Here is a 26,647-nt window from a genome sequence, read left to right as displayed (position 1 = left end):
CCACCCAAGGTCAGGGGCCACCCTCATTATTAGAAATCTACCGTGTTCGGCGCAGATAAACATAATACGCTCCGGACCCACCGTGTTTCAAATGCGCCTCGCGCACCTGCAACACCACAGACCGCAGCGGCGCCATTTGCAGCCATTGCGGCACTTGATGTTTCAACACGCCGCGCCGCACCGGGATGGGGCCATCATCGCGTTTGGATTTGCCTTTGCCCGTGATGACCAGAACCAGCCGTTTGCCTTCTGCATAGGATCGCGTCACAAAGCCGATCAGCGCAGGGTGGGCTTGCTCTAATGTCATGCCATGCAGGTCAATCCGCCCTTCAGGTTTCAGCTTGCCGCGTGTCATCCGGCCATAGGCCTTTTTATCCATCTGCACAGGCTGACCACCCACGCGCTCTGATATGGAGGGCATCAAGTCGTGCCCAATGTCAGAGACCTTGGATTTCGCGCCCAACTGGAACGGCGCGATCTTTGAATGCTCTACCGTGACAGGTTTTGGCATCGGCAAGGGGCGCTCTGACGGAGGTTTTGGGCGGGCACCCGGTGGGTGCAACGGCTCAGCCGTTTCAGACACTTTTTTCCAAAGCGCCTTGTCTTCTTCGCTCAGTCTCTTGCGTTTCACAACACGGCCTCTGGCAAAAGCGAATAGGCGCGCTGAATGGGCAAAAGCACCAGCATCCGCCCGGGGTCGCGCAATTGACCGGCCAGCCGACCAGCGGCATCACCGGTGCCAAAAAAGATGTCTGCGCGCTGCGCGCCTTTGATTGCCGACCCGGTGTCCTGCGCAATCATAAGCCGCCGGATGGGGCCAGCGCCGTCTTTTTCAACCCAAACCGGCGCGCCGAGGGGCGTATAGGCCGGGTCAACAGCCACCGATCGTAGGGTCGTGATGGACCTATTCATTGCGCCCAAGGGACCAAGCTCAGCAGGGACCTGGTCGACCCGACGAAAAAAGACATACGACGGGTTATGACGCAGCAGCTCCGCGCCTTCTGCCGGGTTGCGTTTCACCCAATTCTGGATGACCTGCGCGCTGACCTGATGCGCCTGATAGGTACCGCGCCGCACAAGTTCGGCCCCGATAGAGCGATAAGGGTGCCCATTTGCGCCGCCATAACCAACGCGAATGGCGCTGCCGTCAGGCAAGCGAATGCGGCCAGAGCCTTGGATTTGCAGGAAAAACAGCTCAACAGAATCGTCAACCCAAGCGATCTCCAGCCCACGCCCCACCAGCGCGCCGGTGGTTTCGATTTCTGCGCGGCTCAGCCAACGTTGGCCAAGCCCAACCTCAGGCGGCTTGGCATAGACCGGAAACCGGTAGCGCGCCGTGGGTATCCGAGAGCCATTGAGTTCCGGTTCAAAATAACCAGTGAATTTCGCCTCTGCGCCGTCTTCAATCAGGACGGGTCGAAACAGAAGTTCAAAGAACTTTTTGGCGCTTCCAAAGGTGGGTGCCGCCGCACAGACAGCGCGCCAATCCGGCGCATCAAGATCAGGGCAGGTGTTCTGAAAAACACGAAGCGCGGCGGTGTGATCGTCGCGCTCCCAACCATCGAGGTCTTTGAAGTCAAGTATCGTGACCGAAGGATCCGCTGCCGCAATGCTGGAAATCATTGCCGCCCCCGCAACCAATGCCGCCCGCAGCGCCGCAATCATTCGCCCGTGGCGACAAGCTGCCAGTTTGGATCGTCAGAACCCATATTCCGCGCAAAGGTCCAGACGTCTTTCTGACGTTTGATCTGAGTGTCACTGCCTTCGACAACTTCACCCTCGGCGTTGCGCACAACGTAAGTCAGTTCACCGACGAAACGCACGGTCAGTTCAGCTTCGCGGGTCGCATCGTCAAAAGTGGCCTCTTGCAAAGCGGTTTCGCGCACACCGATGAATTCCGCGTCGATTTTCAGCCCCTGCTCTTCGCGCGCTTTAACGACCTGTTCAAAAGTCTCATAGACATCCTCGGCAAGGAAATCTTTGATCGGGGCCAGATCGCCCTTTTCAAAACCCATCAGGATCATCTCATACGCACCTTTGGCACCGCCAAGGAAATCGCTGACGCCAAAACCCGGTTCCGCCGCTTTCATTTTGCCGAGGGCAATGGCCGAAGGGCTGCCGTCTTCGACATGATCGGTAATGTCGCGATCCGGGCCACCATCAATCACTTCAAGCGCGGGGCCGCGTCGCTGCGCCGGAGCGGCTTCGCGTGGGGGTTCATACCCATCTCTTGTGCCAAGCACGTTTCTCAGCCGAAGGATCAGGAAAACGGCAATGCCGGCCAGCACCAAAAGCTGAATAAGTGGGGAATTCATATGAACCTCGTGTCAGGCGTGGAAATCATCATGTACCGGACTTATGTAGGACAGGCGCGACGTCAAGTCCACACGCGCGGGATCAGAAGGAACATTGAGCATGTGGTTGTTTTTGGCTTTTCTGGCAGTGCCCCTGATTGAGATTGCACTGTTTATTCAAATCGGTGGCGCGATTGGCCTTTTCCCAACGCTTGCGATTGTGGTTTTGACTGCCGTTTTGGGCACTTGGCTGGTCCGTACGCAGGGTGCGATGGCGCTTGGGGATTTGCGGAAGTCATTTAACGAGCTGAACGATCCGACAGAGCCATTGGCCCACGGGGCGATGATCCTTTTTTCTGGCGCATTATTGCTGACACCCGGTTTTTTCACAGATGCCGTGGGCTTTGCCTTGCTGATGCCGCCGGTGCGCATTGCAATTATGAATTACGCCCGCAAACGCATCAAAGTGCATCGCTTTTCAATGGGCGGCAGTGACCGCCGTGCGCATTTTCACGGCGAACCGCAACCCGATGAAGACGTGATTGACGTGGATTATGCCGAAGTCGACCCGTCAAAAAAGCCGACACACCGCCCCTCGGGTTGGACTAAGCATTGAGGCCACCCGGCGCCTCTGTTAAGCCTGCCTGCAATTATTGATATTCTCGGAGAACCCCAATGGCTGAAAACGACGCCCCCGCACAGGCGCCACAAGCGCCGCAAGTCAAAATGAACGTGATGACGCAATATGTGCGCGACATGTCCTTTGAAAACATTCTCGCACAAAAGGGCGTTCAGGGTGACGTGCAGCCTGACGTGCAGGTTCAGGTGAACCTTGATGCCAAGAAGCGGTCTCAGGAAAACCAATACGAAGCCGCGATCAAGCTGAACATCACAAACAAAGCCAAAGACGGCGACGCGACTCTGTTCGTGCTGGAATTGGATTATGTGGGCATCTTCCACATCGAAGGCATCCCAGAGGAACAAATGCATCCGTTCCTGCTGATCGAATGCCCTCGGATGATTTTCCCATTTGTGCGTCGCATCGTTTCTGACGTGACACGCGACGGTGGTTTCCCGCCTCTGAACTTGGAAACCATTGATTTTGTTGCGCTTTACCGCAACGAGATCGCGCGCCGTCAAGCGACTGCTGGCGCTCAGAAACTGGATTCTTAAATCTATCTGCACCCCTGGTTCAGTCTGGGGGTGCTGCGCGCTTTGGCCGGTCTATAGACCAAGCTTTTTCCAAAGCGCCTCATCTCCCATCTTATCGACAAACGCCGTATGCGCCGCCTTTTCAGCCTCAGTAAGTCGAGAAGGTAAGGGATTGGGACGCGCCGTGGGCCGCCAAGTTTCTGCACCACCGCCGCTTGACTGACCTGCGCTTGTTGACAGGCCAAAGTCCGGCTGTCGCCCGCCAATCAGTTCCAGATAAACCTCAGCCAGAATTTCAGAATCAAGCAACGCGCCGTGGAGCGTCCGGTTGCTGTTATCAATTCCAAAGCGCGTACAAAGCGCATCCAAAGACGCGCGTGCGCCTGGGAATTTCTTGCGCGCGATGGCCAATGTGTCGATGGCCTGTTCCCATGGAATCGGCGGCAGACCCATCCATTTCAGTTCTGCATTCAGGAACTTGATGTCAAAGGCCGCGTTGTGGATCACCAGCTTGGCGTCGCCGATGAAATCCACAAAGGATTGGCCAACCTTCGCAAAGACCGGTTTGTCTCGCAGAATGACCTCACCCGGTTCAGGTGGGCGCGGCGGCTCCAACAGGTCCGGTCCGATGCCATGCACACCAAAGGCCTCCTCCGGCATGGACCGTTCGGGGTTGATATAGACGTGAAACGTCTCTCCCGTTGGCATGTGGTTATAAAGTTCGACACAGCCAATTTCGACGATCCGATCGCCAGACTCCGGGTCAAAGCCCGTCGTTTCGGTATCCATCACGATTTCACGCATGTGCCAACCTTTGCTTGATGTCCTCAACCACCGCCTTCACCTGCGCAAGCGCGTGATTCAGCGTGTCGGACTCTATGACATAATCTGATTTCGCTAGCTTGTCAGCGATGGGCATTTGTTTTGCGAGGATGCTTTCGAACTGCGCCTCACTCATCGTGCCGCGCTCCAGAACACGCGCGCGCTGAATATCTGGCGCAACATGCACGCAGGCAACGGCGTCCAAAGTTTTCTCTGTGCCGTTTTCAAACAGCAGCGGGATGTCCAGAACAGTGATGGCTGCGGTGCTGGCCGAGATAAACGCATCTCGATCTGCAGCGACCAAAGGATGCACAATCTGCTCGATCTGTTTCAAAACACTCGGATCAGACTGAATGAGCGTCTTGAGGACCTCGCGAGAGACAGCCCCGTCTTGAACCGCAGAGGGGAAGGCGTTTTTCATCGGGCCAACGGCCGCGCCGCCTTTTCCGTACATGCGATGCACAGCCGCATCCGCATCCCAAACGGCACAGCCTTCCGTGGCAAACATTTTGGCCGTGGTCGATTTTCCCATGCCGATGGAACCGGTCAAGCCAAGCGTGAATGTCATCCCAAAATCACCTGCCGCAATTCATCCGTGACTTCTGGGCGCGGGCCAAACCAACGCTCAAATCCGGGCGTTGCCTGATGCAGCAACATGCCAAGACCATCGACCGTCACACATCCGCGCTCTTTGGCCTCTGTCAGGAAGGGGGTCATCAAAGGTGTATAAACCAGATCGGTCACAAGGCTCCCGGGTTGCAGACCATCCAGCGATACCTTGAGGTCAGGCTTGCCGGTCATACCGAGCGACGTTGTGTTTACAATGGTTGCCCCGTCTTCCAGAACCTCACCCGCTTTCACCCATTCAACGACTTTCAACCGCGCGCCAAAATCGTCGCGCAATTGTTCCGCGCGCACCCGTGTGCGGTTGCTGATGAAAATTTCCGGCACGCCGACATCCAGCAACGAGGCGACAACAGCGCGCGCCGCGCCGCCCGCGCCAAGCACAACAGCGGCCCCTGCGGTCGGGTCCCAGTCCGGTGCCGACTGACGCAGGTTTTGAATAAAACCATACCCATCCGTATTGTCGGCGAGGATCTTCCCATCCTCGTGAAATATCAATGTATTAGCCGCCCCAATCAGCGTTGCGCGGTCCGTCACCTGATCTGCAATATCCAGCGCGCGTGTTTTGTGGGGAATGGTGACATTCGCCCCGACGAAGCCCATTTTGTGCATATTGCGCAGCACGGTTTCCAGATCTTCTGGCTTTACATCCATGGGAATGTAATGCCCGGCAATCCCGTATTTTTTCAGCCAGTACCCATGCAACATCGGCGATTTAGAATGCGCAATCGGATGTCCGATCACAGCCGCCAAGGGGATGTTTGCCAATGTCATTGTTTCAAATCTCCGCGCAGGGTCAGATAGGATAGGATTTCCAGCAGGGGCATGCCAAGCACGGTGAAGTAATCACCGTCAATACGAGAGAACAAGCGCACACCTTCAGCCTCAAGTTGGTAGCAACCAACTGTGTCGCGAATATGGTCCCAATTGCGTTCGATATACTCGTCCAGATAGGCGTCCGAGAAGTTCCGCATGCGCAACCGCACCATCCCAACATGCCGCCAAACCGGCTTGTGATCTTCATAAATCACGGCAGCCGACAGCAGAGCGTGCTGTTTGTTGCGCAGGGTCTGCAACTGCACGCGCGCCTCATCTTTGTCGCGTGGTTTTGCGAAAACAACACCGTCGCAATCCAACACCTGATCACATCCCAAGACCAACGCACCCGGTACCTTGGCGCTGACCCGCTGGGCTTTCGCTTCGGCCAGAGAGTCCGCAATATCGCGTGGTCGTGTCCCCTCTGCCTCAAGACTTTGGCGAATAAGCTCTTCGTCAACGGGGGCGGTCAGCACCTCAAACGGCACCGCTGCGTTGCGCAACAATTCAGCGCGGATTTTTGACCCGCTTGCTAGGATCAGTGGTTGGCTCATGTGGATAACCTAAGGGATAGTCGGAGGTAAAAGCTGCGTATGATTTGTCGGAGAAATCGCGCCTGGCTGCAACCCGTAGATAACTCATGTGTTTCACGGTCCATTTCCCAAAATCGTCCTTTGAGGATTGGGAAAACTTCCTCCCGTGATGGAATCTCTACCTCGAAATTTCGTCCCACAGGTTATCCACAATCATGTGATTTTGTCTTACCTTTTAACCTTTTGATTTTAAACATTAAAAATTAGACATATCGCTTGACATCGTGTCCGGTCTCAATTTTGCCCACCGGTTTAAAACTGTGGAAAAAACGCGAAAAACTCAGTAATCCACAGAAAACTTGCTTCCTACCAAATCATCTTCCTTTCTTATAAATAATTATTTATTTGGGTAGGGCTTCGCAAAGAAGGGTCCAAGCCATGTCTGATATCCTCGCTTCGCTTTATCCATGGACCCTAGCCTTTCATATCATGGCTGTGATCAGCTGGATGGCAGGGCTTTTCTATCTGCCGAGGCTCTTTGTCTATCACGCAGAAAAGGCAAAGAAGGGGGATCAGCTCGATCAAACGCTGCAGATCATGGAATATAAACTCCTGCGCTTCATCATGGGGCCAGCCAGCGTCGCGACATGGGTCTTTGGCCTCATGTTGGTGTTCACCCCCGGGATCGTCGATTGGGGCGCTCTGTGGCCCTACACAAAGGCGCTGGGGGTCATTGCGATGACGGGGTTCCATCACTGGCTCATGGCGCGGCGTAAAGACTTTGAGCGCGGCGAAAATGCATTGACTGGCCGGCGCTACCGGATGATGAACGAAGTGCCGACGTTATTGATGATTGTGATTGTGCTGTCCGTGGTGATCAAATTCTGATCGCTGTTTGACTTGGCTGGGGAATCCACCTATTTCTGCTGGCAACAGGCCCGTCCGGGCCATGTGTCTTCCGACTGAAAAATTTGAATTCGTGGCCCCATTGGCCCGTTAGGTGCGTCTATGTCCGACAATAAACTCGCGCTTTCTGACCTGAAAGCTCAAAGCCCCAAAGACCTGCTCGCCATGGCAGAGGAACTGGAAATCGAAAACGCCTCGACCATGCGCAAAGGCGATATGATGTTCCAGATCCTGCGCGAACGCGCAGACGAGGGCTGGGAAGTCTCCGGTGACGGGGTTCTGGAAGTGTTGCAAGACGGTTTCGGCTTCCTGCGGTCCCCAGAAGCGAACTATTTGCCGGGTCCAGATGACATCTATGTCAGCCCTGACATGATCCGCAAACACAGCCTGCGCACCGGGGACACGATCAATGGCGTGATCAAAGCCCCCGACGATGCAGAACGTTACTTTGCCTTGACCAATGTCGCCTCGATCAACTTCGAAGATCCTGAAAAAGCACGTCATAAGATCGCCTTTGACAACTTGACGCCACTCTACCCGGATGAGCGACTGAAAATGGAAGTCGAAGATCCGACCATCAAAGACAAATCGGCCCGCGTGATCGATCTGGTTGCGCCAATCGGTAAAGGACAGCGCTCGCTGATCGTTGCGCCGCCGCGCACCGGTAAAACCGTGATCCTGCAGAACATCGCGAACAGCATCGAAAAGAACCACCCAGAGTGCTACCTGATTGTGTTGCTGATCGACGAACGCCCCGAAGAGGTGACCGACATGCAGCGTTCCGTGAAGGGAGAGGTCATCTCCTCCACCTTTGACGAACCTGCAACGCGCCACGTGGCCGTGTCGGAAATGGTCATCGAAAAAGCCAAACGTCTGGTTGAACACAAACGAGATGTTGTGATCCTTTTGGATTCGATCACAAGACTTGGCCGCGCCTTCAACACTGTGGTGCCAAGCTCGGGTAAAGTTCTAACCGGGGGTGTGGACGCCAATGCCTTGCAACGCCCAAAACGCTTCTTCGGTGCCGCGCGGAACATTGAAGAGGGTGGATCACTGACCATTATCTCAACCGCGCTGATCGATACCGGTTCGCGCATGGATGAGGTGATCTTTGAAGAATTCAAAGGTACCGGTAACTCTGAAATTGTGCTGGATCGCAAAGTAGCTGACAAACGCGTCTTCCCTGCGATTGATATCCTCAAGTCCGGCACGCGGAAAGAAGACCTGCTGGTGGATGCGAAAGACCTGCAGAAAACATTTGTGCTGCGTCGTATCCTCAACCCCATGGGCACAACCGATGCCATCGAGTTCCTGCTCGGCAAGTTGAAGCAGACCAAGACCAACGGCGAATTCTTCGATTCCATGAATGCGTGATGTGTCATGACGTTTGTCACTGACACAATATTTGCTTTGGCCTCGGCCCCCGGTAAAGCGGGGGTCGCTGTCGTTCGGGTGTCTGGTCCCGACGTGCCACAAGTTGCGCAGGCGCTTTGTGGGCAGCTGCCAGAACCGCGTTTGGCAACATTGGCTTTGATCCGGGATTCTGATGGAATCCGGGTGGATCAGTCTCTGATACTGTATTTCCCAGAGGGCAATTCCTTTACCGGAGAAGCCGTTCTGGAGCTGCACACACATGGCTCGGTCGCTGTGGTGAACCGCCTATTGCGCGTGCTTGGCGACATGCCGGGCCTTCGCCTTGCTGAGGCAGGCGAGTTCACACGCCGCGCACTTGAAAACGGCTGTATGGACCTCGCGCAAGTCGAAGGTCTTGCGGATCTCATAGACGCCGAAACCGAAGCGCAACGCCGCCAAGCACTGCGGGTACTGTCTGGTGATCTTGGCAAGCTTGCGGAGCAATGGCGTGCAGACCTGATCCGCGCCGCCGCCTTGATCGAAGCGACCATAGATTTCGCAGACGAAGACGTTCCGGTGGATGTCACGCCAGAGGTGAATGCCTTGCTCGCAGGCGTCGCTGAGCAATTGGGCACTCAGATCGTTGGCGTGGACACAGCCGAACGCATTCGCACGGGATTTGAGGTTGCGATTGTTGGCGCACCCAATGTTGGCAAATCCACACTTCTGAACGCGCTCGCCGGTCGCGATGCGGCGATTACTTCGGAGTTCGCTGGGACGACGCGCGACGTAATCGAAGTGCGCATGGACCTTGGCGGATTGCCCGTCACGCTGCTTGATACCGCAGGCTTGCGCGAAACAGATGATCATGTCGAGGGAATTGGCATCGAACTGGCAAAGAAGCGGGCGAAGCAAGCAGACCTGAGAATTTTTTTGGTAGAAGGCGGTAATGTGCCAGAGATAGCGCCGGAGCCTGAGGATATCGTGGCGACCGCAAAGGCGGATACACTGGAAGGTGCCCCCGACGGCCTCGCGGTGTCAGGGAAATCGGGTCAAGGCGTGCAGGAACTTATTGCAGGTGTCCAGGCCACTTTGGCGGAGAGAACCGGGAACCTCGGCATCGCAACGAGAGAGCGACACCGAGTTTCGATGATCCGCGCGACGGAGTCACTAAACGCAGCGCAGGCTGTGCTAGCGCTTGGCCCCGATCAATATGATATAGCGGCAGAAGAACTACGCACTGCGATTCGCGCGCTGGATTCGATAGTTGGCCGCGTTGATGTTGAAAACTTGCTGGATGAGATTTTCTCCAGCTTCTGCATCGGAAAGTAGGGAGTGTTTCACGTGAAACATTTTGACGTCATCGTTGTTGGGGGAGGGCACGCTGGGTGCGACGCAGCCCACGCCGCTGCGCGGACAGGTGCAAAAACCGCACTGGTGACACTGACCATGAGCGGGATTGGCGTTATGTCCTGCAATCCGGCAATCGGTGGATTGGGCAAAGGACACCTTGTACGTGAGATTGACGCTTTAGATGGCGTCATGGGCCGCGTCGCCGATCTTGCTGGCATTCAGTTCCGTCTTTTGAACCGACGCAAAGGTCCTGCAGTTCAAGGCCCGCGCGCGCAAGCGGATCGTAAGATCTATCGCGCTGAAATGCTGCGAGAAATGCAAAGCTGCCCAAATCTGACGATTATTGAAGGCGAAGCAACCGACTTTATCATGGAGGGCGAACGTGTCAGCGGCATTGTCCTCGCAGATGGCTCGGAAATCAGATCCCACGGGGTTGTGTTGACCACCGGAACATTTTTACGAGGCGTCATCCATATCGGCGATGTTTCAAAGCCGGGCGGGCGGATGGGCGATAAGCCTTCGGTTAAACTTGCAGAACGAATTGATAGTTTTGGTCTTCGCCTTGGGCGATTGAAGACAGGCACACCGCCACGATTGGATGGGCGCACGATCAAATGGGACCTGCTGGATAGTCAGCCAGGCGATGATGACCCAGTGCTGTTTTCGTTCTTGTCCAGGTCGGTGACTGCGCCCCAGATTTCCTGCGGAATCACGCATACGAATGAAGCGACCCATGAGCTGATCCGCAAAAATCTGGATAGATCCGCAATGTACGGCGGTCACATCGATGGAATTGGGCCGCGGTATTGCCCGTCTATTGAAGACAAGGTCGTGCGTTTTGCAGACAAAACCTCGCATCAGGTGTTCTTGGAGCCGGAAGGTGCAGACGATTACACCGTTTATCCAAATGGCATCTCAACATCGCTGCCAGTTGATGTTCAAGACGCGTATGTGCATTCGATTTTTGGCTTGGAGGATGCCAAGATCCTTCAACCGGGCTATGCCATTGAATATGATTATGTAGACCCGCGCTGTTTGGCAGCCGACCTGCAGTTGCGTGACGTGCCAGGACTATACCTGGCGGGTCAAATCAATGGGACCACAGGATATGAGGAAGCCGCGGCACAGGGCCTGGTCGCAGGTCTGAATGCTGCGCGGTCAGCGAAAGGGCAGGACCCTCACCATTTCGGGCGTTCTGATAGCTACATCGGCGTAATGATCGACGATCTGATCACGCGCGGTGTAACGGAACCCTATCGCATGTTTACTTCTCGTGCGGAATTCCGTCTTTCCTTGCGGGCTGACAACGCAGATCAACGCTTAACTCCAACGGGAATTGATCTTGGTCTTGTTGGTGATCAACGCAGACAGGTGTTTAGCGAGAAGCAAGAAAGCCTCTCCCGCGCGCGGAGGCTATTGGAGACCAAGACGTTCACGCCGAAACAGGCGAATACCGCAGGCCTTTCCGTGAACAATGATGGTCAGCGCCGCAGCGCTTTTCAATTGTTGGCGTTTCCTGACATTTCTTTTTCCGATTTGGTGCGATTGGACCCCGAGTTTTTGGACATTGAACCGAGTATTCAAGAGCAGATTTCGCGAGATGCGCTCTACGCGAACTATATCCAACGGCAGCAAAGTGATGTGGAAGCGGTGCGCCGGGACGAAGCGCAGCCGATCCCCAAAGATTTCAAATATGATGATATCGAGGGTCTTTCGAACGAGCTCAAACTGAAGTTGTCCCGCGCAACACCAGCGAATCTTGCCCAGGCAGCGCGTGTGGATGGCATGACCCCTGCGGCGTTGACATTGCTCCTGGCAAAACTGCGCCAACGTAAGCGTCAGGAAAAATCTGCATGACAGTTCCAAGTTCTGCCACAGCACGCCTGGATGTTTCACGTGAAACATTGGAGCGCCTGGCGACTCTGTCCGACCTTCTTCAAAAATGGAACCCAAAGATCAATCTTGTCGCACAGTCAACGCTCGTTGATCTTTGGAAGCGGCATATTCTTGATTCCGCACAATTGTTCGATCTGATGCCAGCACAGGGCGGATCATGGCTGGACATCGGGAGTGGCGGAGGGTTTCCTGGACTTGTCGTAGCAATCTTGAACGCTGAACAAAAGCGACCATGGAAAGTGACGATGATGGAGAGCGATACACGCAAGTGCACCTTTCTGCGCACGGTCCTGCGGGAGACGGGGGTAACGGCATCCGTCATCACAAAGCGCATCGAATTGGCTGATCCCGCCCAAGTAGACGTTATTTCTGCCCGCGCACTTGCGGATCTTAATACGCTATTTTCTTTCTCTGAGCGGCATTTGAAGGCAGATGGCACGGCGCTGTTCTCAAAGGGCGTGAATTGGAAAAAAGAAGTGCAAGTCGCTGAGAAATCGTGGTCATTTCAGGCTGAGGCCATTAAAAGTGAAACCCAAGAGGGTGCAGTTATTCTGAAAGTCGGGGATATTACGCGTGTCTGATCCGATACGAGGCAGCGGGCCAAAAATCATCGCGGTTGCCAATCAAAAAGGCGGCGTGGGGAAAACCACAACAACCATCAACCTTGCAGCAGCTCTGGTCGAAGAAGGCGTTCGTGTATTGCTGGTCGATCTTGATCCGCAGGGGAACGCTTCTACTGGCCTTGGCGTCGACGAACGGCGCTATACCACATACGATCTGATTTTGGGCGATGTTGCGCTGCCTGAGGTCATTCAGATGCTCGACTCAGAGGGGTTTGGTATCGTGCCTGCCACCGTTGACCTAAGTTCGGCCGATATGGAACTGATGGCGAACGAAAAGCGGTCCTTCTTGTTGCACGATGCCCTGCGCCAACCAGCGATGGATGCGTTTGATTGGGATTACATCCTGATCGACTGTCCGCCGTCTTTGAATTTGCTGACTGTGAACGCGATGGTTGCGGCGCATTCTGTGTTGATACCGCTACAAAGTGAGTTCTTTGCCCTAGAGGGTCTGTCACAGTTGATGTTGACAGTGCGTGAGGTGCGCCAGACGGCAAACCCCGATCTGCGGATTGAGGGCGTCGTGCTTACGATGTTCGATGCGCGCAATAATCTGTCACAACAGGTTGAAGAAGACGCGCGCGATAATTTGGGGGAGCTGGTTTATTCAACGCGCATTCCACGAAATGTTAGGGTTTCCGAGGCACCCTCTTTCGCGCAGCCGGTTTTGCAGTATGATCCAAATTCAAAAGGGGCCGAAGCCTATCGCGCCCTCGCGCGGGAGATGCTGGATAAGCATTTCGGCGCCATTGCATAAGAATAGTCATTTGGGGGGCGAGCATGGCCGAGAATAGAATCAAATCCCGGGGATTGGGACGCGGATTGTCTGCGTTGATGGCGGATGTGAATGAGGCCCCGAAAACGGCCCCAAACGCGGATGAACCGCGCAGACCTGATTTGTTGGTTCCAATTGAAAACATTGAACCAAATCCTGATCAGCCGCGCCGTCGGTTTGACCCAGAGCATTTGGAAGACCTGGCGAATTCGATCCGCGAAAAGGGCGTAATTCAGCCCTTGATCGTGCGCGAAAAGTCGGATGGCAAATATGAGATTGTTGCTGGCGAACGCCGCTGGCGCGCGTCTCAAAAGGCGCAGTTGCATGAGCTGCCGGTGATCGTGCGGGACTTTAACGATACCGAAGTTCTGGAAATCGCGATCATTGAAAACATACAACGGTCTGATCTGAACCCTGTTGAAGAGGCCGCCGGATATCGTCAGCTGATGGAGAAGTTTGGCCATACCCAAGAGGCGATGTCCAAGGCACTTGGCAAAAGCCGCAGTCACATTGCGAACTTGTTGCGTTTGCTGAACCTGCCACAGGATATTCAGGACCTTGTGGAAGAAGGTAAGTTGAGCTCTGGCCACGCGCGGGCACTGATCACCTCTGATCATGCGCAGGTTATTGCAAAGCGGATCGTGAACGAAGGCCTGTCAGTGCGTGCAACTGAGGCGTTGGTGAAGAAATATGCCTCTGGTGATTTGGAGAAACCGAAAAAACCAAAGCCTGTGAAGGATGCAGACACCAAGGCGCTTGAGGGCGATTTGTCTGCCAATCTTGGTATGGCCGTGCAAATTGACCACAAGGCAGGCGGTGAATCTGGGCAGATCACCATCAAATACAAAGATATGGAGCAGTTGGACGAGTTGTGCCGCATCCTGACTTCGCAGTGATTTAGGCGCGTTAGAGACGCTTTATGCGTCTGGGCGGCTCCAGATGAAGATCATAACGCAAGTTAGCGTCACCGCTTGAATAACCAAGACTGTTGGCTTTAGTCCGATCACCCAAGACAGCCCGAAAACGGCCACGACAGAGAGCGTGGCCATTTTTTTTGCCATTCGACTGATGGAGCCACTTTGTTGCCAATTGTGGATCGGAGGGCCAAGGCGGGGATGGGACAGCATCCATGCATGCAAACGCTCAGAGCCTCTGGCAAAGCAGAATGCAGCGAGAAGTAAGAAGGGTACGGTGGGCAGAAGCGGCAAGAGGATGCCCAGAACGCCCAAAGATACAGAGATTAGTCCCGCGAGTGCCCAGATATACCTCATATCGTTATTCCATCAATATTTCGGCCAGGAGGGTGTTTAGCACCATACGTCCGTCACGCGTTGCAAAAAGCCGATCGCCTGATTGACGGATCATGCCGATCTCTTGCAGATGGGTCAGTCGGTCAGGATGTAAAGAGCGACCCGACAATTTCTCCCACCGGCGCAGATCAACACCTTCGGACAGGCGCAGGCCCATCATCATCATTTCGTCGGCTTGATCGACCAGCGGGATTGGGCGACGGATGTTTTCGGCGTTTTGGCTTTCGACGGCTTCCATCCATTTTGTCGGGTTGCGCCAGCATTCTGTGGCGAAGCGTTGGCCGTTCAGGGTGAGGCGCCCATGTGCGCCCGGGCCGATGCCGATGTAGTCGCCGTAGCGCCAATAGATCAGGTTGTGCCGACTTTCCGATCCGGGCTTGGCGTAGTTCGAGACTTCGTAGCCTTCAAGCCCAGCCTCGGCGCAGATGTTGCCCGTCACTTGGTACATGTCGGCGGCGAGATCATCTTCGGGCAGGCCGCGCAATTTGCCTTTTGCGTAGCGGTCGCCAAAGGCGGTGCCGGTTTCAATGGTCAGTTGATAAAGCGACAGGTGGTCGATCGCCATGGAAAGCGCCTCGCGCAATTCCGTTTTCCATGCGTCCAAAATTTGGTCTTGCCGGGCGTAGATCAGATCAAAGCTCACACGGTCGAAAGTGGTGCGCGCAATCTCAAATGCCGCCTTGGCTTCGTCGACGGTATGAATGCGACCAAGCCGTTGTAGGTCGCGATCATTCAAAGCTTGAACGCCCATCGAGACCCGGCTGACCCCACCTTGGCGGTAAGCAGCGAAACGTCCGGCTTCGACGGATCCGGGGTTCGCTTCGAGCGTGACTTCAAGATCGTTGGCTGCGGGCCAGAGCGTGCGGACCTTTGCGAGGATTTCTGCAACCACGTCCGGGTCCATTAAAGACGGGGTACCGCCGCCAAAGAAAACCGAGTTCAGTACGCGACCGTAAGTTTCTGATCCGACGCGGTCCAATTCAGCCAGATAAGCGTTAAGCCATTGTTTTTGATCTATTTTTCTCGAAACGTGAGAGTTGAAGTCGCAATAGGGACACTTGGCCTGACAAAAGGGCCAGTGGATATAAAGGCCAAAGCCACCAGATTGCCAGTCTGGGTCTATGTTGGCCTCAGCCAAAGCAGCCTGCCACAAAGGCTTGCAGCGCACGTCCACGGTGACTGATCTTATTTTTCTCGGCTTTGTCCATTTCGGCGCAGGTGATGTCCAAACCTTCAGGGACAAACATCGGGTCATAGCCAAAGCCACCTTCGCCACGGATGGGCCAAGTCAGCGATCCCGGCATCACGCCTTCGAAGACTTCGTCGTGTCCGTCTGGCCAAGCCAACACCAGGGTGCAACGGAATTGCGCGGTGCGTGGGGCGTCTGGACCAATGGCCGTGATTTCATCATTGGCGTGTGTCATCGCCAACATGAAATCGCGGCCATTTTCGGTTTCGGCCCAGTCTGCGGTGTAGACGCCCGGCGCGCCGTTCAACGCGTCGATGGTGATGCCGCTGTCATCTGCAAGCGCTGGCAGTCCGGTGGCTTTGGCAGCCGCATGCGCCTTGATCCGTGCGTTGCCGACAAAAGTATCTTCGGTTTCTTCCGGTTCGGGCAGGTTCATGTCCCCGGCGCCCACAACCGTCACGCCGTGGGGTGCCAAGATTTCTGTAATCTCGGCCAGCTTGCCTTTGTTGTGGGTGGCGACCAAAAGACGGTCGCCATTAAACTTGCGGGTCATGCAGTGGCTTCCAACTGCGCGGCGGCGAGTTCTTCAACGCCTTTCTCTGCAAGGTCCATCAGTTCATTCATCTGATCGCGGGAGAAAACAGAGCCTTCGGCGCTCATCTGCACTTCGATCAGGGTTTTGTTGCCGAGCATGATGAAGTTGCCATCAACGCCGGCTTCGGAATCTTCTGGATAGTCCAGATCAAGAACCGGCTGGCCTGCGTAAATGCCGCAGGAAATCGCCGCGACCGGAGAGATCAGCGGATCAGAGGTGATTGCGCCGGTTTTCAGCAGTTTGTTCAACGCCAGACGCAGGGCGACCCAGCCTCCCGTGATGGATGCGCAACGGGTGCCGCCGTCTGCTTGGATCACGTCGCAGTCAATGGTGATCTGGCGTTCGCCCAAGGCGACACGATCCACACCCGCACGCAATGCACGACCGATCAGCCGTTGAATTTCAACTGTACGACCACCTTGTTTACCGGCCGCCGCTTCGCGCCGCATGCGGGAAGATGTCGAGCGCGGGAGCATGCCGTATTCCGCTGTGACCCAACCCAGACCAGACCCTTTGATGAACGGCGGCACGCGTTCTTCCAAAGTGGCTGTGCACAGCACGTGGGTGTCGCCCATCTTGATCAGGCAAGAGCCTTCGGCGTGTTTGGTGACATTTGTCTCAATCGACACGGCACGCATTTCGTTCAGCTGACGGCCAGAAGGGCGCATGGGAAATTCCTTTGATCGGGATAACAGTTTGGGCATGGGATACAGGGCAGGGCGGGCGAATGGCAAGCCCGATTGACCTTTCTGCTTGTGGCGCGGTCGCGGCGGTCTAAAGTAAGTGTCCAGATGAGCGAGCGTAATGACATCCTAGGTGAAATGAACGACCGCAGCCGGGAGGTGTTTCGGCGGGTGGTCGAAGGCTATTTGGCGACGGGTGATCCTGTGGGGTCCCGGACGCTGACCCGCGACTTTTCAGAAAAGATCAGCGCGGCCACCATTCGCAACGTGATGCAGGACCTTGAGTTTCTTGGCCTGCTTGATTCCCCGCATGTCAGCGCCGGGCGCATCCCGTCGCAATTGGGATTGCGTATGTTTGTCGATGGCTTGCTGGAAGTGCGCGATCTGGACCGCGATGATCAGCAAAAGATCGACGAAACCCTTGGCAAAAACGCGGGTGATGTCGGCTCGATGCTGGATCGGGTTGGTTCCGCTTTGTCAGGCGTCACCCAAGGCGCGTCTTTGGTTCTGGCCCCGAAACACGAAGCGCCGATCAAACATATTGAATTTGTCAGCTTGGCGCAGGACCGCGCTTTGGTTGTTCTGGTCATGGCCGATGGGCATGTCGAAAACCGTCTTTTTACCCCGCCGCCGGGTCAAACCCCCAGCAGCATGCGGGAGGCGGCGAATTTCCTGAATGCCCTGATCGAAGGGCGCACGCTATCTGAATTGCAAACCGTGATTCGCGATGAGATCAGCCGCCGCCGGCAGGAAATTGACCAACTCTCTCGGGCACTGATTGATAGTGGTTTGGCCGTCTGGGCCGAAGATGGCAGCAGCCAAGAGCGACTCATCGTGCGCGGACGGTCCAATTTGCTGGGTGATGCGCAGGGCGAAGAGGAGTTGGAGCGTATTCGAACCCTGTTTGATGACCTTGAACGCAAGCGTGATATTGCCGAATTCCTTGAATTGGCTGATCAAGGCGACGGCGTGCGCATTTTTATTGGCTCTGAGAACAAACTTTTTTCACTTTCGGGTTCCTCTTTGGTGGTCTCTCCATATATGAACGCTGATCGTAAGATTGTGGGTGCTGTTGGGGTTATCGGACCCAAGCGCCTGAACTATGGACGCATCGTGCCGATAGTGGATTATACGGCGCAGCTGGTTGGGAAATTGATTTCCGATCGGACCTAGAGGTGAGATATGGCAGAGCCAAAAGAAGACGATTTTCTGGATGATATCGCTGAAGCCGAAGCAGAGCTTCAGGACCTGGATGAGTTGGAAGATGAAGCCATCGCATTGGATGAGCTGAAGGCAGAACGCGACGAATACAAAGATCGCTGGATGCGCGCCCTGGCGGATGCCGAAAACGCGCGCAAGAGGGGCGACAAGGCCCGCCGCGATGCCGAAATGTACGGCGGTTCGCGTCTGGCGCGCGACATGTTGCCGGTTTACGACAATATGAAACGCGCGATGGAAGCCATCACCGACGAACAAAAGGCCGCTGCGCCTGCTGTGATCGAAGGCATTGAATTGACCATGCGTGAGCTGCTGAACGTGTTCAAAAAGCACGGGCTGGAAATCATCGCGCCGGAAGTCGGTGACAAGTTTGACCCGAACCAGCACGAAGCCATGTTCGAAGCGCCGGTGCCGGGCACCAAAGCGGGTGAGATCATTCAGGTTTCCGCCGAAGGCTTTATGCTGCATGACCGCCTGCTGCGCCCTGCGCAGGTTGGCGTTAGCTCTATGGTCGGCTAAGCCTCTACAAATTCTGAAAATTCTGCTACAAAGCCCCCAAACATTCGGGGGCTTTTTCTTTGCGGTATCTGTTAATTGGTATTCTTTGGCTCACCGCCACAGTGGCATGGGCGCAGACTTATCCTGATTACACCGAACCCTATGTGAATGACTTCGCCTCTCTTCTGAGCGTCGAAGAAGAAGAGGTCATTCGTGAAAAGCTGAAGGAACTTCGAACAGAAACAGATATTGAATTCACCGTCGTGATCATCGACCGAATGAGCGATTACGGCCATGACGGAGCGATTGAACCCTTCGCCACCGGGTTGTTCAACTACTGGGGCGTCGGCGACGCTGCGCGCAATGATGGGGTCATGTTTCTTGTGTCGCGATTGGATCGCGTCATGCGGATTGAGGTCGGCGCGGGCTATGGAGACAGCAAGGATGCTGCCATGGCGGCGATCATTGACGACAAGATCGTGCCGCTGTTTCGTGATGACGAATATGAGAAAGGCATCAACCGTGGGGTCGATGCCATCATCCACGAAGTGGGCGGGTCCTGGCCCGGTGAGTTCAATGCGAGCTTCTTTGAAAAGCTATTGAACCGGCTTTCTTTCGGCTTGGGCGTGATTGGCGATTGGATCGCGGTGTTTTATGCTTTTGTCGCCGGCCTTGGCTATCGTTTGTTTCGCCGCTGGAAGCGTAACAAACCGCGGATCTGCCCGATCGATGGGACAAAGATGCAGCGTGTCGGCGAACTTGAGGACGACACATATCTGAAGGACGGACAGAAACTCGAAGAACGGTTGAAAAGCGTCGATTATGACGTGTGGCTGTGTGATCAATGTGATCACCGGACGATTGAAAGTTACAAATCGTGGTTCTCTGGCTTTGGCGCCTGCCGGACGTGCAATTTCCGCACGCTAGAGGGGGAATCGACCATCCTTGAACATGCAACAACATCCAGCACCGGCCTGAAACGGGTCGATTACCACTGCAAACATTGTGATGACCGCTACCACACCCATGTCACCATACCGAAGAAGTTAAAAAGCTCGTCTTCGTCGTCTTCAGGTAGCTTTGGCGGCGGGTCATCGTCTGGCGGCGGGGCCAGCGGGAGTTGGTGAGATCAGTCGCCTGACATTGACAAGCCTTTGAGTTCATAGAGAAAATCCAAGGCCTCTCGGGGGGTTAGGTCATCTGGGATGATCTCTGCGAGGCGTTGATCAATGGGCGAGGGGCCTGTTTTGGGCGGCGCTGTGGGTTCCGGCGCGACCGCAAAAAGGGGCAAGTCGTCAATCAGTGCCTTTTGTGAGCCGCCTTCGCGTTCGTTCTTTTCCAGCATGTCCAAAACGTCGCGCGCACGGTTGATGACCGCGGCGGGGAGGCCCGCCAATTGCGCGACCTGCACACCATAGCTGCGATCTGCCGCGCCGCGTTTGACTTCGTGCAGAAAGATCACTTCGCCTTCAAATTCCTTGACCGTCACCGTGGCGTTTTCAACGCCAGACAGCTTCCCGGCCAGCGCGGTCATCTCGTGATAATGCGTCGCGAAAAGCGCGCGGCATTGGTTGACGTCGTGCAAATACTCTAGGGTAGCCCATGCAATCGATAGGCCGTCATAGGTCGCGGTGCCGCGCCCGATTTCATCAAGGATCACCAGCGCGCGGTCGTGAGATTGATTGAGGATCGCAGCCGTTTCGACCATTTCAACCATGAAGGTCGAGCGCCCGCGCGCCAGATCATCTGATGCCCCAACGCGGGAAAACAATTGGCTGACGATGCCGATTTTGGCGGTCTCGGCTGGGACGTAGCTGCCCATTTGGGCAAGCAAGGCTATCAAGGCATTTTGGCGCAGAAAGGTCGATTTACCCGCCATGTTCGGACCCGTCAGCAACCAGATACTGGCGGCATCCCCGCCGGAAAGATCGCAATCGTTGGCCACAAAAGGCGCGCCGGATTGCTTGCGCAAGGCAGCTTCGACCACCGGGTGACGGCCGCCCACGATGTCAAAATCGCGGCTGTTGTTCACCTCGGGCAGGGTCCAGTTTTCTGCCGTCGCCAGATCGGCCAGCGCCGCTTGCAAATCTAGTTCCGCCAGCGCCCGCGAGGCCGCGGAAACCTGCGCCGACTTGTCGAGAATTGCCTGTCTTAGGCTGGAATAGAGCCGTTTTTCGATCTCTAGCGCGTTGCTTCCTGCGTTTAGGATCTTGGTTTCAAGCTCGGACAATTCGACCGTGGTGAAACGCACCTGATTGGCGGTGGTTTGGCGGTGAATGAAAGTTTCTGATAGCGGGGCCGACATCATTGTGTCGGCGTGTTTCGCGGTTGTCTCGATGAAATAACCAAGCACGTTGTTGTGTTTGATCTTCAGGGACTGGATACCGGTAAAGTCGCTGTACTGAGATTGTAGTCCCGCAATCACGCTGCGGCCCTCGTCGCGTAATTTGCGCGCATCATCAAGGTCGCCATCATAACCCGGCGCGATGAAACCGCCGTCTCGGGACAGCAAGGGCGGGTCGGCGACCAAGGCCTCATCAAGCAATGTCAGAAGACCATCGTGACCCTGCAGATTGGCCAGCGTGTCTGATAGCACAGGGGGCAGGTCAGAGCTGCCCAGCAACGCGCAAATCTGCGTAGCCTGCGTCAGCCCATTGCGGATAGCAGCCATATCCCGCGGTCCGCCCCGATCCAGCGCCAAACGTGACAGCGCGCGGTCCAGATCGGGCACTTTGCGCAATTGGTCCCGCAATTCGCGCGCCAGATGGGCGTTTTCAATGCAGAAGGTCACGGCCTCTTGGCGGCTTGTGATCGCCTCAAGTGACAAAGAGGGCGAGGAAAGCCGCCGCTCGAGCAGCCGTGCGCCTGCCGAGGTGACCGTTCGGTCAATCGTCGCCAACAGGGTGCCAGATCGGCCACCTGACAAAGAATGCGTCAGTTCAAGATTGCGCCGAGTGGCCGCATCAATTTGCATGCTGCCGCCGGTCAGTTCTTTGACCGGGGGACGCAAAAGCGGCAGTTTGCCTTTTTGGGTGATCTCCAGATAGTCGACGATGGCCCCAAGCGCGCCAACTTCAGGGCGTGCAAAGCTGCCGAAGGCATCCAAATCCTGCGTGCCAAACAGCGCGGCAACCCGTTTTCCGGCCACCGTGCTGTCAAATGATCCACGCGATACCTCTGTCATCGCAACGCCCATATCAGAGACTATTTCAGCCAAATCCGCCTCTGATCCTTCGGCCACCAGCAATTCTGACGGCGCAAGGCGGGCAAGCTCTGCGCCCAAACGGACCACGGGAAGGGTCATCACGTGCAATGCACCGGTCGAAATGTCAGCCCAGGCCAAAGCCGCCTCATCCCGGACCTGCGCGAAGGCGGCCAGAAAGTTGTGGCGGCGGGCGTCCAGTAATGAGTCTTCGGTCAACGTGCCCGGTGTGACGAGGCGCACAACTTCGCGCCGCACTACAGCTTTGTAGCCACGCTTTTTGGCCTCTGCCGGGCTTTCCATCTGCTCGCAAACCGCGACACGAAATCCCTTGCGAATGAGCGTCAGGAAATAACCTTCGGCTGCGTGATGCGGGACACCACACATGGGAATTTCATTGCCGTCGTGCTTGCCGCGTTTGGTCAGCGCGATGTCCAAGGCCTCTGCCGCGGCGACGGCGTCGTCAAAAAACATCTCATAGAAATCGCCCATCCGGTAGAACAGCAAGGCATCCGGGTGCGACGCTTTGATTTCCAGATATTGTGCCATCATTGGAGTGACAGCAGGTTTGGCAGTATTCACGGCCGGTTCCCCCAAATGGTATTCCACGTGGTGTAGCAAACGAGAGACGGGGGGCGAAAGGTGAAATCGCAAAGGGTTTCGGCGCTAACATGTTGAGACCCACCTGTTGCTTGTCTAAGAGCAAGAGACGCCTAAAGGATTGACCCGATGACAAAGACCAAAGTGACCCGCGAAGAAGCACTGGCATTCCACCTGGAGCCCACGCCCGGCAAGTTCGAAATCAAGGCCACCGTGCCGATGACAACACAACGCGACCTTTCCTTGGCCTATTCGCCCGGGGTGGCTGTCCCATGTGAGGAAATCGCGGCGGATCCGTCGACGGCCTATGACTATACCAACAAGGGCAACCTTGTGGCTGTGATTTCAAACGGGACGGCGGTTTTGGGGCTAGGGAACCTCGGAGCGCTTGGGTCAAAGCCGGTCATGGAAGGCAAGGCTGTTCTGTTCAAACGGTTTGCCGACGTGAATTCGATCGACATCGAACTGGACACCGAAGACCCCGATGCCTTTTGTCAGGCCGTGAAACTTATGGGGCCGACCTTTGGTGGGATCAACCTTGAAGACATCAAGGCGCCCGAATGTTTCATCATTGAACAGCGCCTCAAGGAAGAGATGGACATCCCGGTTTTCCACGACGATCAGCACGGCACGGCCGTGATCTGTGCGGCGGGGTTGATCAATGCGCTGAAAATATCTGGCAAAAAGATCGAAGACGTAAAGATTGTTCTGAACGGCGCTGGCGCGGCAGGCATCGCCTGTATCGAGCTTTTGAAATCTATGGGCGCGCAGCATGACAATTGCATCGTTTGCGACACCAAGGGCGTGATCTATCAAGGTCGCACCGAAGGTATGAACCAATGGAAATCGGCGCATGCGATCAAGACCGAATTGCGCACATTGGAAGACGCCATGAAAGGTGCCGACGTGTTCCTAGGCGTGTCCGTCAAGGGCGCGGTGACGGCAGAGATGGTGGAAAGCATGGCCAAAGATCCGGTGATTTTTGCCATGGCGAACCCGGACCCGGAAATTACCCCCGAGGAAGCCCATGCCGTGCGCGAAGACGCGATTGTCGCGACCGGACGCTCGGATTATCCGAACCAGGTGAATAACGTTCTTGGTTTCCCTTACCTGTTCCGGGGGGCCTTGGACATTCACGCGCGCGCCATCAATGACGAGATGAAAATCGCCTGCGCAGAGGCGCTTGCCGATCTTGCACGCGAAGACGTGCCGGATGAGGTCGCGATGGCTTACGGACGTAAGCTGGCCTTTGGCCGGGACTATATTATTCCGACGCCATTTGATCCGCGTTTGATCCACCGTATTCCGCCGGCGGTTGCGCGGGCCGGGATGGACACCGGCGTTTCGCGCCGGCCGATTGTGGATATGGATGGCTATGAAGCCAATCTGAAATCCCGCATGGACCCAACCGCCAATATGCTGCGCAATCTGAACGCGCGGGCGCGGAATGCGCAGGCGCGGATGATCTTTGCCGAAGGTGACGACCCGCGGGTATTGCGCGCGGCGGTGACCTATCAACGCAACGGTTTGGGCAAGGCGCTGGTTGTGGGCCGCGAGGCGGATGTCGCTGAAAAACTGACAGCCGCTGGGTTGGAAGACGCGGTGGGTGAACTGGAAGTTGTCAACGCTGCCAACACCATGCATCTGCGGTCTTACAAAGATTTCTTGTACAAGCGCCTGCAGCGCAAAGGGTACGATCGGCACGATGTGCACCGCCTTGCGGCGCGCGACCGGCACGTCTTTGCGGCGCTGATGTTGGCGCATGGGCATGGCGACGGTTTGGTTACAGGCGCGACCCGGAAGTCGGCACATGTGATGGAACTGATCAACCACGTCTTTGACGCCGATGCCGAAGCGGGGGCTGTCGGCGTGACCGCGATTTTGCACAATGGGCGCGTGGTCTTGATCTCGGACACATTGGTGCATGAATGGCCAAACGAAGTGGACCTCGCCAATATTGCAGAGCGCTGCGCAGGCGTCGCGCGGCACATGGGACTAGAACCGCGCGTGGCATTTGTCAGCTTCTCGACTTTTGGCTACCCGGTGTCTGAACGCGCTGAAAAGATGCATCTTGCACCGCGTGTGCTTGATAAGCGCGGTGTGGATTTCGAATACGAAGGCGAAATGGCCGTAGATGTGGCGCTGAACACCGCCTCGCAGGAGGCTTACCCGTTCCAGCGCTTGACCGGTCCGGCCAACATCCTTGTGGTGCCCGCGCGCCATTCGGCCAGCATCTCTACCAAGTTGATGCAAGAGATGGCGGGGGCGACGGTGATCGGCCCGATCTTGTCAGGCGTCGATCAATCGATCCAGATTTGCTCCACCACTTCGACTGCAAATGACATTGTGAATATGGCGATTCTCGCAGCCTGCAAGGTTGGCTGATATCCCTATTCGCGCTTGATCTCGATCTGAGACCGCCGCACATTGGCGGTCTTGGTGTCCCGTTATGATGAGTGTCTGATGTCGATCTACAACCTTGGCTCGATCAATGCCGATCTCTTTTACCATGTCCCCCATTTGCCCGGACCGGGCGAAACTTTGGCGGCGCGCAGCCTAACCAAAGGCTTGGGTGGCAAAGGGGCGAATATGTCGGTGGCAGCCTCGCGCGCGGCGGCGCTGGTGTCGCATATCGGGGCCGTCGGCCAAGACGGCGCTTGGGCGCGGCAGCGGTTGCTTGAGTACGGTGTTGATACGCGGCACATCGCGGTGCTGGATGATGTCGCGACGGGCCATGCCGTGATCAACGTGGATCAAGACGGCGAAAACGCAATTGTGCTTTTTCCCGGTGCCAATCACGACATCACAGACCGCGCGATTGGCAAAGCGCTGAGTGAAAGCGCGCGTGGCGACACCTTGTTGATCCAGAATGAAACCAACCAACAGGCCTATGCCGCCAAGATGGGGCATGAGCTGGGCATGTATGTCGCCTATGCGGCAGCGCCCTTTGATGCGGAGGCCGTGCAAGCGGTGCTGCCCTATCTTGATTTCCTCATACTGAATGAAATCGAGGCCGCACAGCTTACCGAAGCCACCGGGCTAAATCCAGAATCGCTGCCGGTTGCGGATGTTGTCATCACTCTGGGCGGAAACGGGTGCCGTTGGATCAATACCGTCAAACGCACCGATCAAGATTTTGCCGCGCATAAGGTGGACGTGGTGGATACGACGGGGGCGGGAGATACTTTCACCGGCTATCTATTGGCGGGGCTGGATCGCGGCATGCCCATGGCGCAGGCGATTGGCTTGGCAATGAAGGCGGGCGCGCTGATGGTCACGCGCGAAGGCACGGCGGATGTCATTCCGGACCTCAAAGAGGTCCAGAACGCGGTTTTCTAAGCTTCGATCTAAGAGCCGTATTTCGCAGCAAAGGGCGCAGCTTTGCCCCAAAGTTGCTGCACCCGCTGGTCGCGGCCGCAGGCCACACGGTAGCGTTTGTAGGCTTCGGATTGCTTTTTCGGACCAAATCGCGTCAGCACGATTTTGGTGCCTTTGTAGTAATCCTGATGGTATTTTTCCGCCTTATAGAAAGGACCGGCGGCCAGTACGGGGGTCACGATCTTTTGGCCCAAGGCCTTTTGCGCGGCAGATTTGGCGGCGGTCGCCGCTGCCTTTTGGGCGTCATTCTTGTAAAAGATAGCCGTGCGGTAGCTGTCGCCGCGATCACAGAATTGCCCGCCTGCGTCGGTTGGATCGACAGAGCGGAAGAACATGTGCAGCAGCTGGTCCCGGCTGACCTTCTTGTTGTCAAAGGTGATTTCGACCGCTTCGTAATGGCCCGTGCCGCCTTTGGTGATCGTCTTGTAATCTGCCGTTTCTTTGGAACCGCCAATATAGCCCGAAACCGCGCCTTTGACCCCGGCGACGCTTTCAAAGTCGCTTTCCACACACCAGAAACAGCCGCCCGCAACGATCAGCTTTTCGGTGCCCGCCTGTACCTTGCCGCAGGTCATCAAGGCGGCCATGGCAATCAGCCCGCCGAGCAGATAGGTTTTGAAATTGGCCATACGATCCATGGGGGAACCTCCGTTCAAGTTAAGAGGAGGTTGCACAGGTCGGTGATGGCACTCAAGTCACGGGCGCGTGACGTCACGCGTTGGTGATGCGTTGAAATGCACGTTGGGGGCGTTACCTCCGAGCGAATGCTTCGCTCCCCCCAGAGTATTTGAGGAGTATTTGGGGAAAGATGAAAGGCCCCTCCGGGGTGG

General features: G+C 55.9%; 27 protein-coding genes. 14 read left to right on the top strand and 13 right to left on the bottom strand.

The annotated features are described in order from the left end of the window. Positions 1–37 precede the first annotated feature (37 nt). The 3 genes from BUA39_RS08115 to BUA39_RS08105 are packed head-to-tail and all read right to left on the bottom strand — an operon-like array spanning position 38 to position 2,315. Entirely contained in the window at positions 38–631 is a 594-nt protein-coding gene (locus tag BUA39_RS08115; RefSeq protein ID WP_072792546.1) for a Smr/MutS family protein, read from the bottom strand. Continuing rightward, positions 628–1,665 (bottom strand): murein transglycosylase A, encoded by a 1,038-nt coding sequence (mltA, locus tag BUA39_RS08110; protein WP_072792545.1) that lies wholly within the window; start codon positions 1,663–1,665, stop codon positions 628–630. The genes BUA39_RS08115 and mltA overlap by 4 nt, the downstream gene beginning before the upstream one ends. Next, complete coding sequence (locus BUA39_RS08105; protein WP_072792544.1) at positions 1,662–2,315, bottom strand: Tim44/TimA family putative adaptor protein; 654 nt, start codon at positions 2,313–2,315, stop codon at positions 1,662–1,664. The genes mltA and BUA39_RS08105 overlap by 4 nt, the downstream gene beginning before the upstream one ends. Positions 2,316–2,415: 100 nt before the next feature. On the opposite strand from BUA39_RS08105, the gene BUA39_RS08100 reads away from it, so the two are divergent. Together BUA39_RS08100 and secB are read left to right on the top strand one after the other, a co-directional pair. Continuing rightward, complete coding sequence (locus BUA39_RS08100) at positions 2,416–2,910, top strand: FxsA family protein (protein ID WP_072792543.1); 495 nt, start codon at positions 2,416–2,418, stop codon at positions 2,908–2,910. A gap of 59 nt (positions 2,911–2,969) precedes the next feature. Further along, positions 2,970–3,467, top strand: coding sequence for a protein-export chaperone SecB (gene secB / locus BUA39_RS08095; RefSeq protein ID WP_072792542.1), 498 nt, complete (start codon positions 2,970–2,972; stop codon positions 3,465–3,467). Positions 3,468–3,518: 51 nt separating this feature from the next. Here the strand turns inward: secB and dnaQ are convergent, their stop codons facing one another. From dnaQ to BUA39_RS08075, 4 genes are read right to left on the bottom strand one after another with little or no spacing between them, the layout of a single operon-like run. Next, entirely contained in the window at positions 3,519–4,250 is a 732-nt protein-coding gene (gene dnaQ, locus BUA39_RS08090; protein WP_072792541.1) for a DNA polymerase III subunit epsilon, read from the bottom strand. Continuing rightward, complete coding sequence (gene coaE / locus BUA39_RS08085) at positions 4,243–4,836, bottom strand: dephospho-CoA kinase (protein ID WP_072792540.1); 594 nt, start codon at positions 4,834–4,836, stop codon at positions 4,243–4,245. Before coaE ends, dnaQ begins: the two co-directional genes overlap by 8 nt. Beyond that, a complete protein-coding gene (locus BUA39_RS08080; protein WP_072792539.1) occupies positions 4,833–5,666 on the bottom strand; it encodes a shikimate dehydrogenase in 834 nt (277 codons plus the stop codon). The genes coaE and BUA39_RS08080 overlap by 4 nt, the downstream gene beginning before the upstream one ends. Next, positions 5,663–6,262 (bottom strand): Maf family protein, encoded by a 600-nt coding sequence (locus tag BUA39_RS08075; protein WP_072792538.1) that lies wholly within the window; start codon positions 6,260–6,262, stop codon positions 5,663–5,665. The genes BUA39_RS08080 and BUA39_RS08075 overlap by 4 nt, the downstream gene beginning before the upstream one ends. Before the next feature lie 417 nt (positions 6,263–6,679). On the opposite strand from BUA39_RS08075, the gene hemJ reads away from it, so the two are divergent. From hemJ to BUA39_RS08040, 7 genes are all read left to right on the top strand, one after another. Further along, positions 6,680–7,129 carry a protoporphyrinogen oxidase HemJ gene (gene hemJ, locus BUA39_RS08070; RefSeq protein WP_072792537.1) on the top strand — a complete coding sequence of 150 codons (450 nt, stop codon included), beginning with the start codon at positions 6,680–6,682 and terminating at the stop codon, positions 7,127–7,129. Between the two features lie 120 nt (positions 7,130–7,249). Beyond that, on the top strand, positions 7,250–8,521 hold the full coding sequence (gene rho / locus BUA39_RS08065) for a transcription termination factor Rho (RefSeq protein ID WP_072792536.1): 1,272 nt from the start codon (positions 7,250–7,252) through the stop codon (positions 8,519–8,521). 6 nt (positions 8,522–8,527) lie between these two features. Next, positions 8,528–9,832 (top strand): tRNA uridine-5-carboxymethylaminomethyl(34) synthesis GTPase MnmE, encoded by a 1,305-nt coding sequence (gene mnmE / locus BUA39_RS08060; protein ID WP_072792535.1) that lies wholly within the window; start codon positions 8,528–8,530, stop codon positions 9,830–9,832. 12 nt (positions 9,833–9,844) lie between these two features. Continuing rightward, a complete protein-coding gene (gene mnmG / locus BUA39_RS08055) occupies positions 9,845–11,710 on the top strand; it encodes a tRNA uridine-5-carboxymethylaminomethyl(34) synthesis enzyme MnmG (RefSeq protein WP_072792780.1) in 1,866 nt (621 codons plus the stop codon). Further along, positions 11,707–12,330, top strand: a complete 624-nt coding sequence (gene rsmG, locus BUA39_RS08050) for a 16S rRNA (guanine(527)-N(7))-methyltransferase RsmG (protein ID WP_072792534.1) — start codon at positions 11,707–11,709, stop codon at positions 12,328–12,330. The genes mnmG and rsmG overlap by 4 nt, the downstream gene beginning before the upstream one ends. Beyond that, entirely contained in the window at positions 12,323–13,126 is an 804-nt protein-coding gene (locus tag BUA39_RS08045; protein ID WP_072792533.1) for a ParA family protein, read from the top strand. Before rsmG ends, BUA39_RS08045 begins: the two co-directional genes overlap by 8 nt. A 23-nt stretch (positions 13,127–13,149) precedes the next feature. Continuing rightward, positions 13,150–14,040 (top strand): ParB/RepB/Spo0J family partition protein, encoded by an 891-nt coding sequence (locus BUA39_RS08040; protein WP_072792532.1) that lies wholly within the window; start codon positions 13,150–13,152, stop codon positions 14,038–14,040. Positions 14,041–14,061: 21 nt separating this feature from the next. On the opposite strand, the gene BUA39_RS08035 is transcribed toward BUA39_RS08040, so the two are convergent. From BUA39_RS08035 to rph, 4 genes are read right to left on the bottom strand one after another with little or no spacing between them, the layout of a single operon-like run. Next, the gene (locus BUA39_RS08035; protein ID WP_072792531.1) at positions 14,062–14,415 is read right to left on the bottom strand and encodes a YbaN family protein; all 354 of its coding nucleotides are present in this window, start codon (positions 14,413–14,415) and stop codon (positions 14,062–14,064) included. A 4-nt stretch (positions 14,416–14,419) separates the two neighbouring features. Continuing rightward, positions 14,420–15,577, bottom strand: a complete 1,158-nt coding sequence (hemW, locus tag BUA39_RS08030; protein WP_072792779.1) for a radical SAM family heme chaperone HemW — start codon at positions 15,575–15,577, stop codon at positions 14,420–14,422. 7 nt (positions 15,578–15,584) lie between these two features. Then, positions 15,585–16,196, bottom strand: a complete 612-nt coding sequence (gene rdgB / locus BUA39_RS08025; protein WP_072792530.1) for an RdgB/HAM1 family non-canonical purine NTP pyrophosphatase — start codon at positions 16,194–16,196, stop codon at positions 15,585–15,587. Continuing rightward, the gene (rph, locus tag BUA39_RS08020) at positions 16,193–16,906 is read right to left on the bottom strand and encodes a ribonuclease PH (protein WP_072792529.1); all 714 of its coding nucleotides are present in this window, start codon (positions 16,904–16,906) and stop codon (positions 16,193–16,195) included. The genes rdgB and rph overlap by 4 nt, the downstream gene beginning before the upstream one ends. 123 nt (positions 16,907–17,029) lie before the next feature. Here rph and hrcA point away from each other — a divergent pair, with 123 nt between their 5' ends. From hrcA to BUA39_RS08005, 3 genes are read left to right on the top strand one after another with little or no spacing between them, the layout of a single operon-like run. Continuing rightward, the gene (gene hrcA / locus BUA39_RS08015) at positions 17,030–18,094 is read left to right on the top strand and encodes a heat-inducible transcriptional repressor HrcA (RefSeq protein WP_072792776.1); all 1,065 of its coding nucleotides are present in this window, start codon (positions 17,030–17,032) and stop codon (positions 18,092–18,094) included. A 9-nt stretch (positions 18,095–18,103) separates the two neighbouring features. Beyond that, positions 18,104–18,658, top strand: a complete 555-nt coding sequence (locus BUA39_RS08010) for a nucleotide exchange factor GrpE (protein WP_072792528.1) — start codon at positions 18,104–18,106, stop codon at positions 18,656–18,658. Positions 18,659–18,717: 59 nt separating this feature from the next. Further along, positions 18,718–19,764 carry a TPM domain-containing protein gene (locus tag BUA39_RS08005; RefSeq protein WP_084604818.1) on the top strand — a complete coding sequence of 349 codons (1,047 nt, stop codon included), beginning with the start codon at positions 18,718–18,720 and terminating at the stop codon, positions 19,762–19,764. 2 nt (positions 19,765–19,766) lie between these two features. Here BUA39_RS08005 and mutS read toward each other — a convergent pair whose 3' ends face one another. Further along, positions 19,767–22,391, bottom strand: coding sequence for a DNA mismatch repair protein MutS (gene mutS / locus BUA39_RS08000; RefSeq protein ID WP_072792526.1), 2,625 nt, complete (start codon positions 22,389–22,391; stop codon positions 19,767–19,769). Between the two features lie 177 nt (positions 22,392–22,568). Between mutS and BUA39_RS07995 the strand changes: the two genes are divergently transcribed. Both BUA39_RS07995 and BUA39_RS07990 read left to right on the top strand, forming a co-directional pair. Further along, the gene (locus tag BUA39_RS07995) at positions 22,569–24,824 is read left to right on the top strand and encodes an NADP-dependent malic enzyme (protein ID WP_072792525.1); all 2,256 of its coding nucleotides are present in this window, start codon (positions 22,569–22,571) and stop codon (positions 24,822–24,824) included. 78 nt (positions 24,825–24,902) lie between these two features. Continuing rightward, entirely contained in the window at positions 24,903–25,778 is an 876-nt protein-coding gene (locus tag BUA39_RS07990; protein ID WP_072792773.1) for a ribokinase, read from the top strand. An 8-nt stretch (positions 25,779–25,786) separates the two neighbouring features. Here BUA39_RS07990 and msrA read toward each other — a convergent pair whose 3' ends face one another. Further along, positions 25,787–26,404: a peptide-methionine (S)-S-oxide reductase MsrA gene (msrA, locus tag BUA39_RS07985; RefSeq protein WP_242648564.1), complete on the bottom strand. Its 618-nt coding sequence runs from the start codon at positions 26,402–26,404 to the stop codon at positions 25,787–25,789. Positions 26,405–26,647: the final 243 nt, after the last annotated feature.

This window comes from Cognatishimia maritima (genome assembly GCF_900129685.1).
Classification (GTDB): domain Bacteria; phylum Pseudomonadota; class Alphaproteobacteria; order Rhodobacterales; family Rhodobacteraceae; genus Cognatishimia; species Cognatishimia maritima.
Note: the sequence above shows the minus strand (reverse complement) of the source record. Positions and strands in the feature narration are given on the sequence as shown.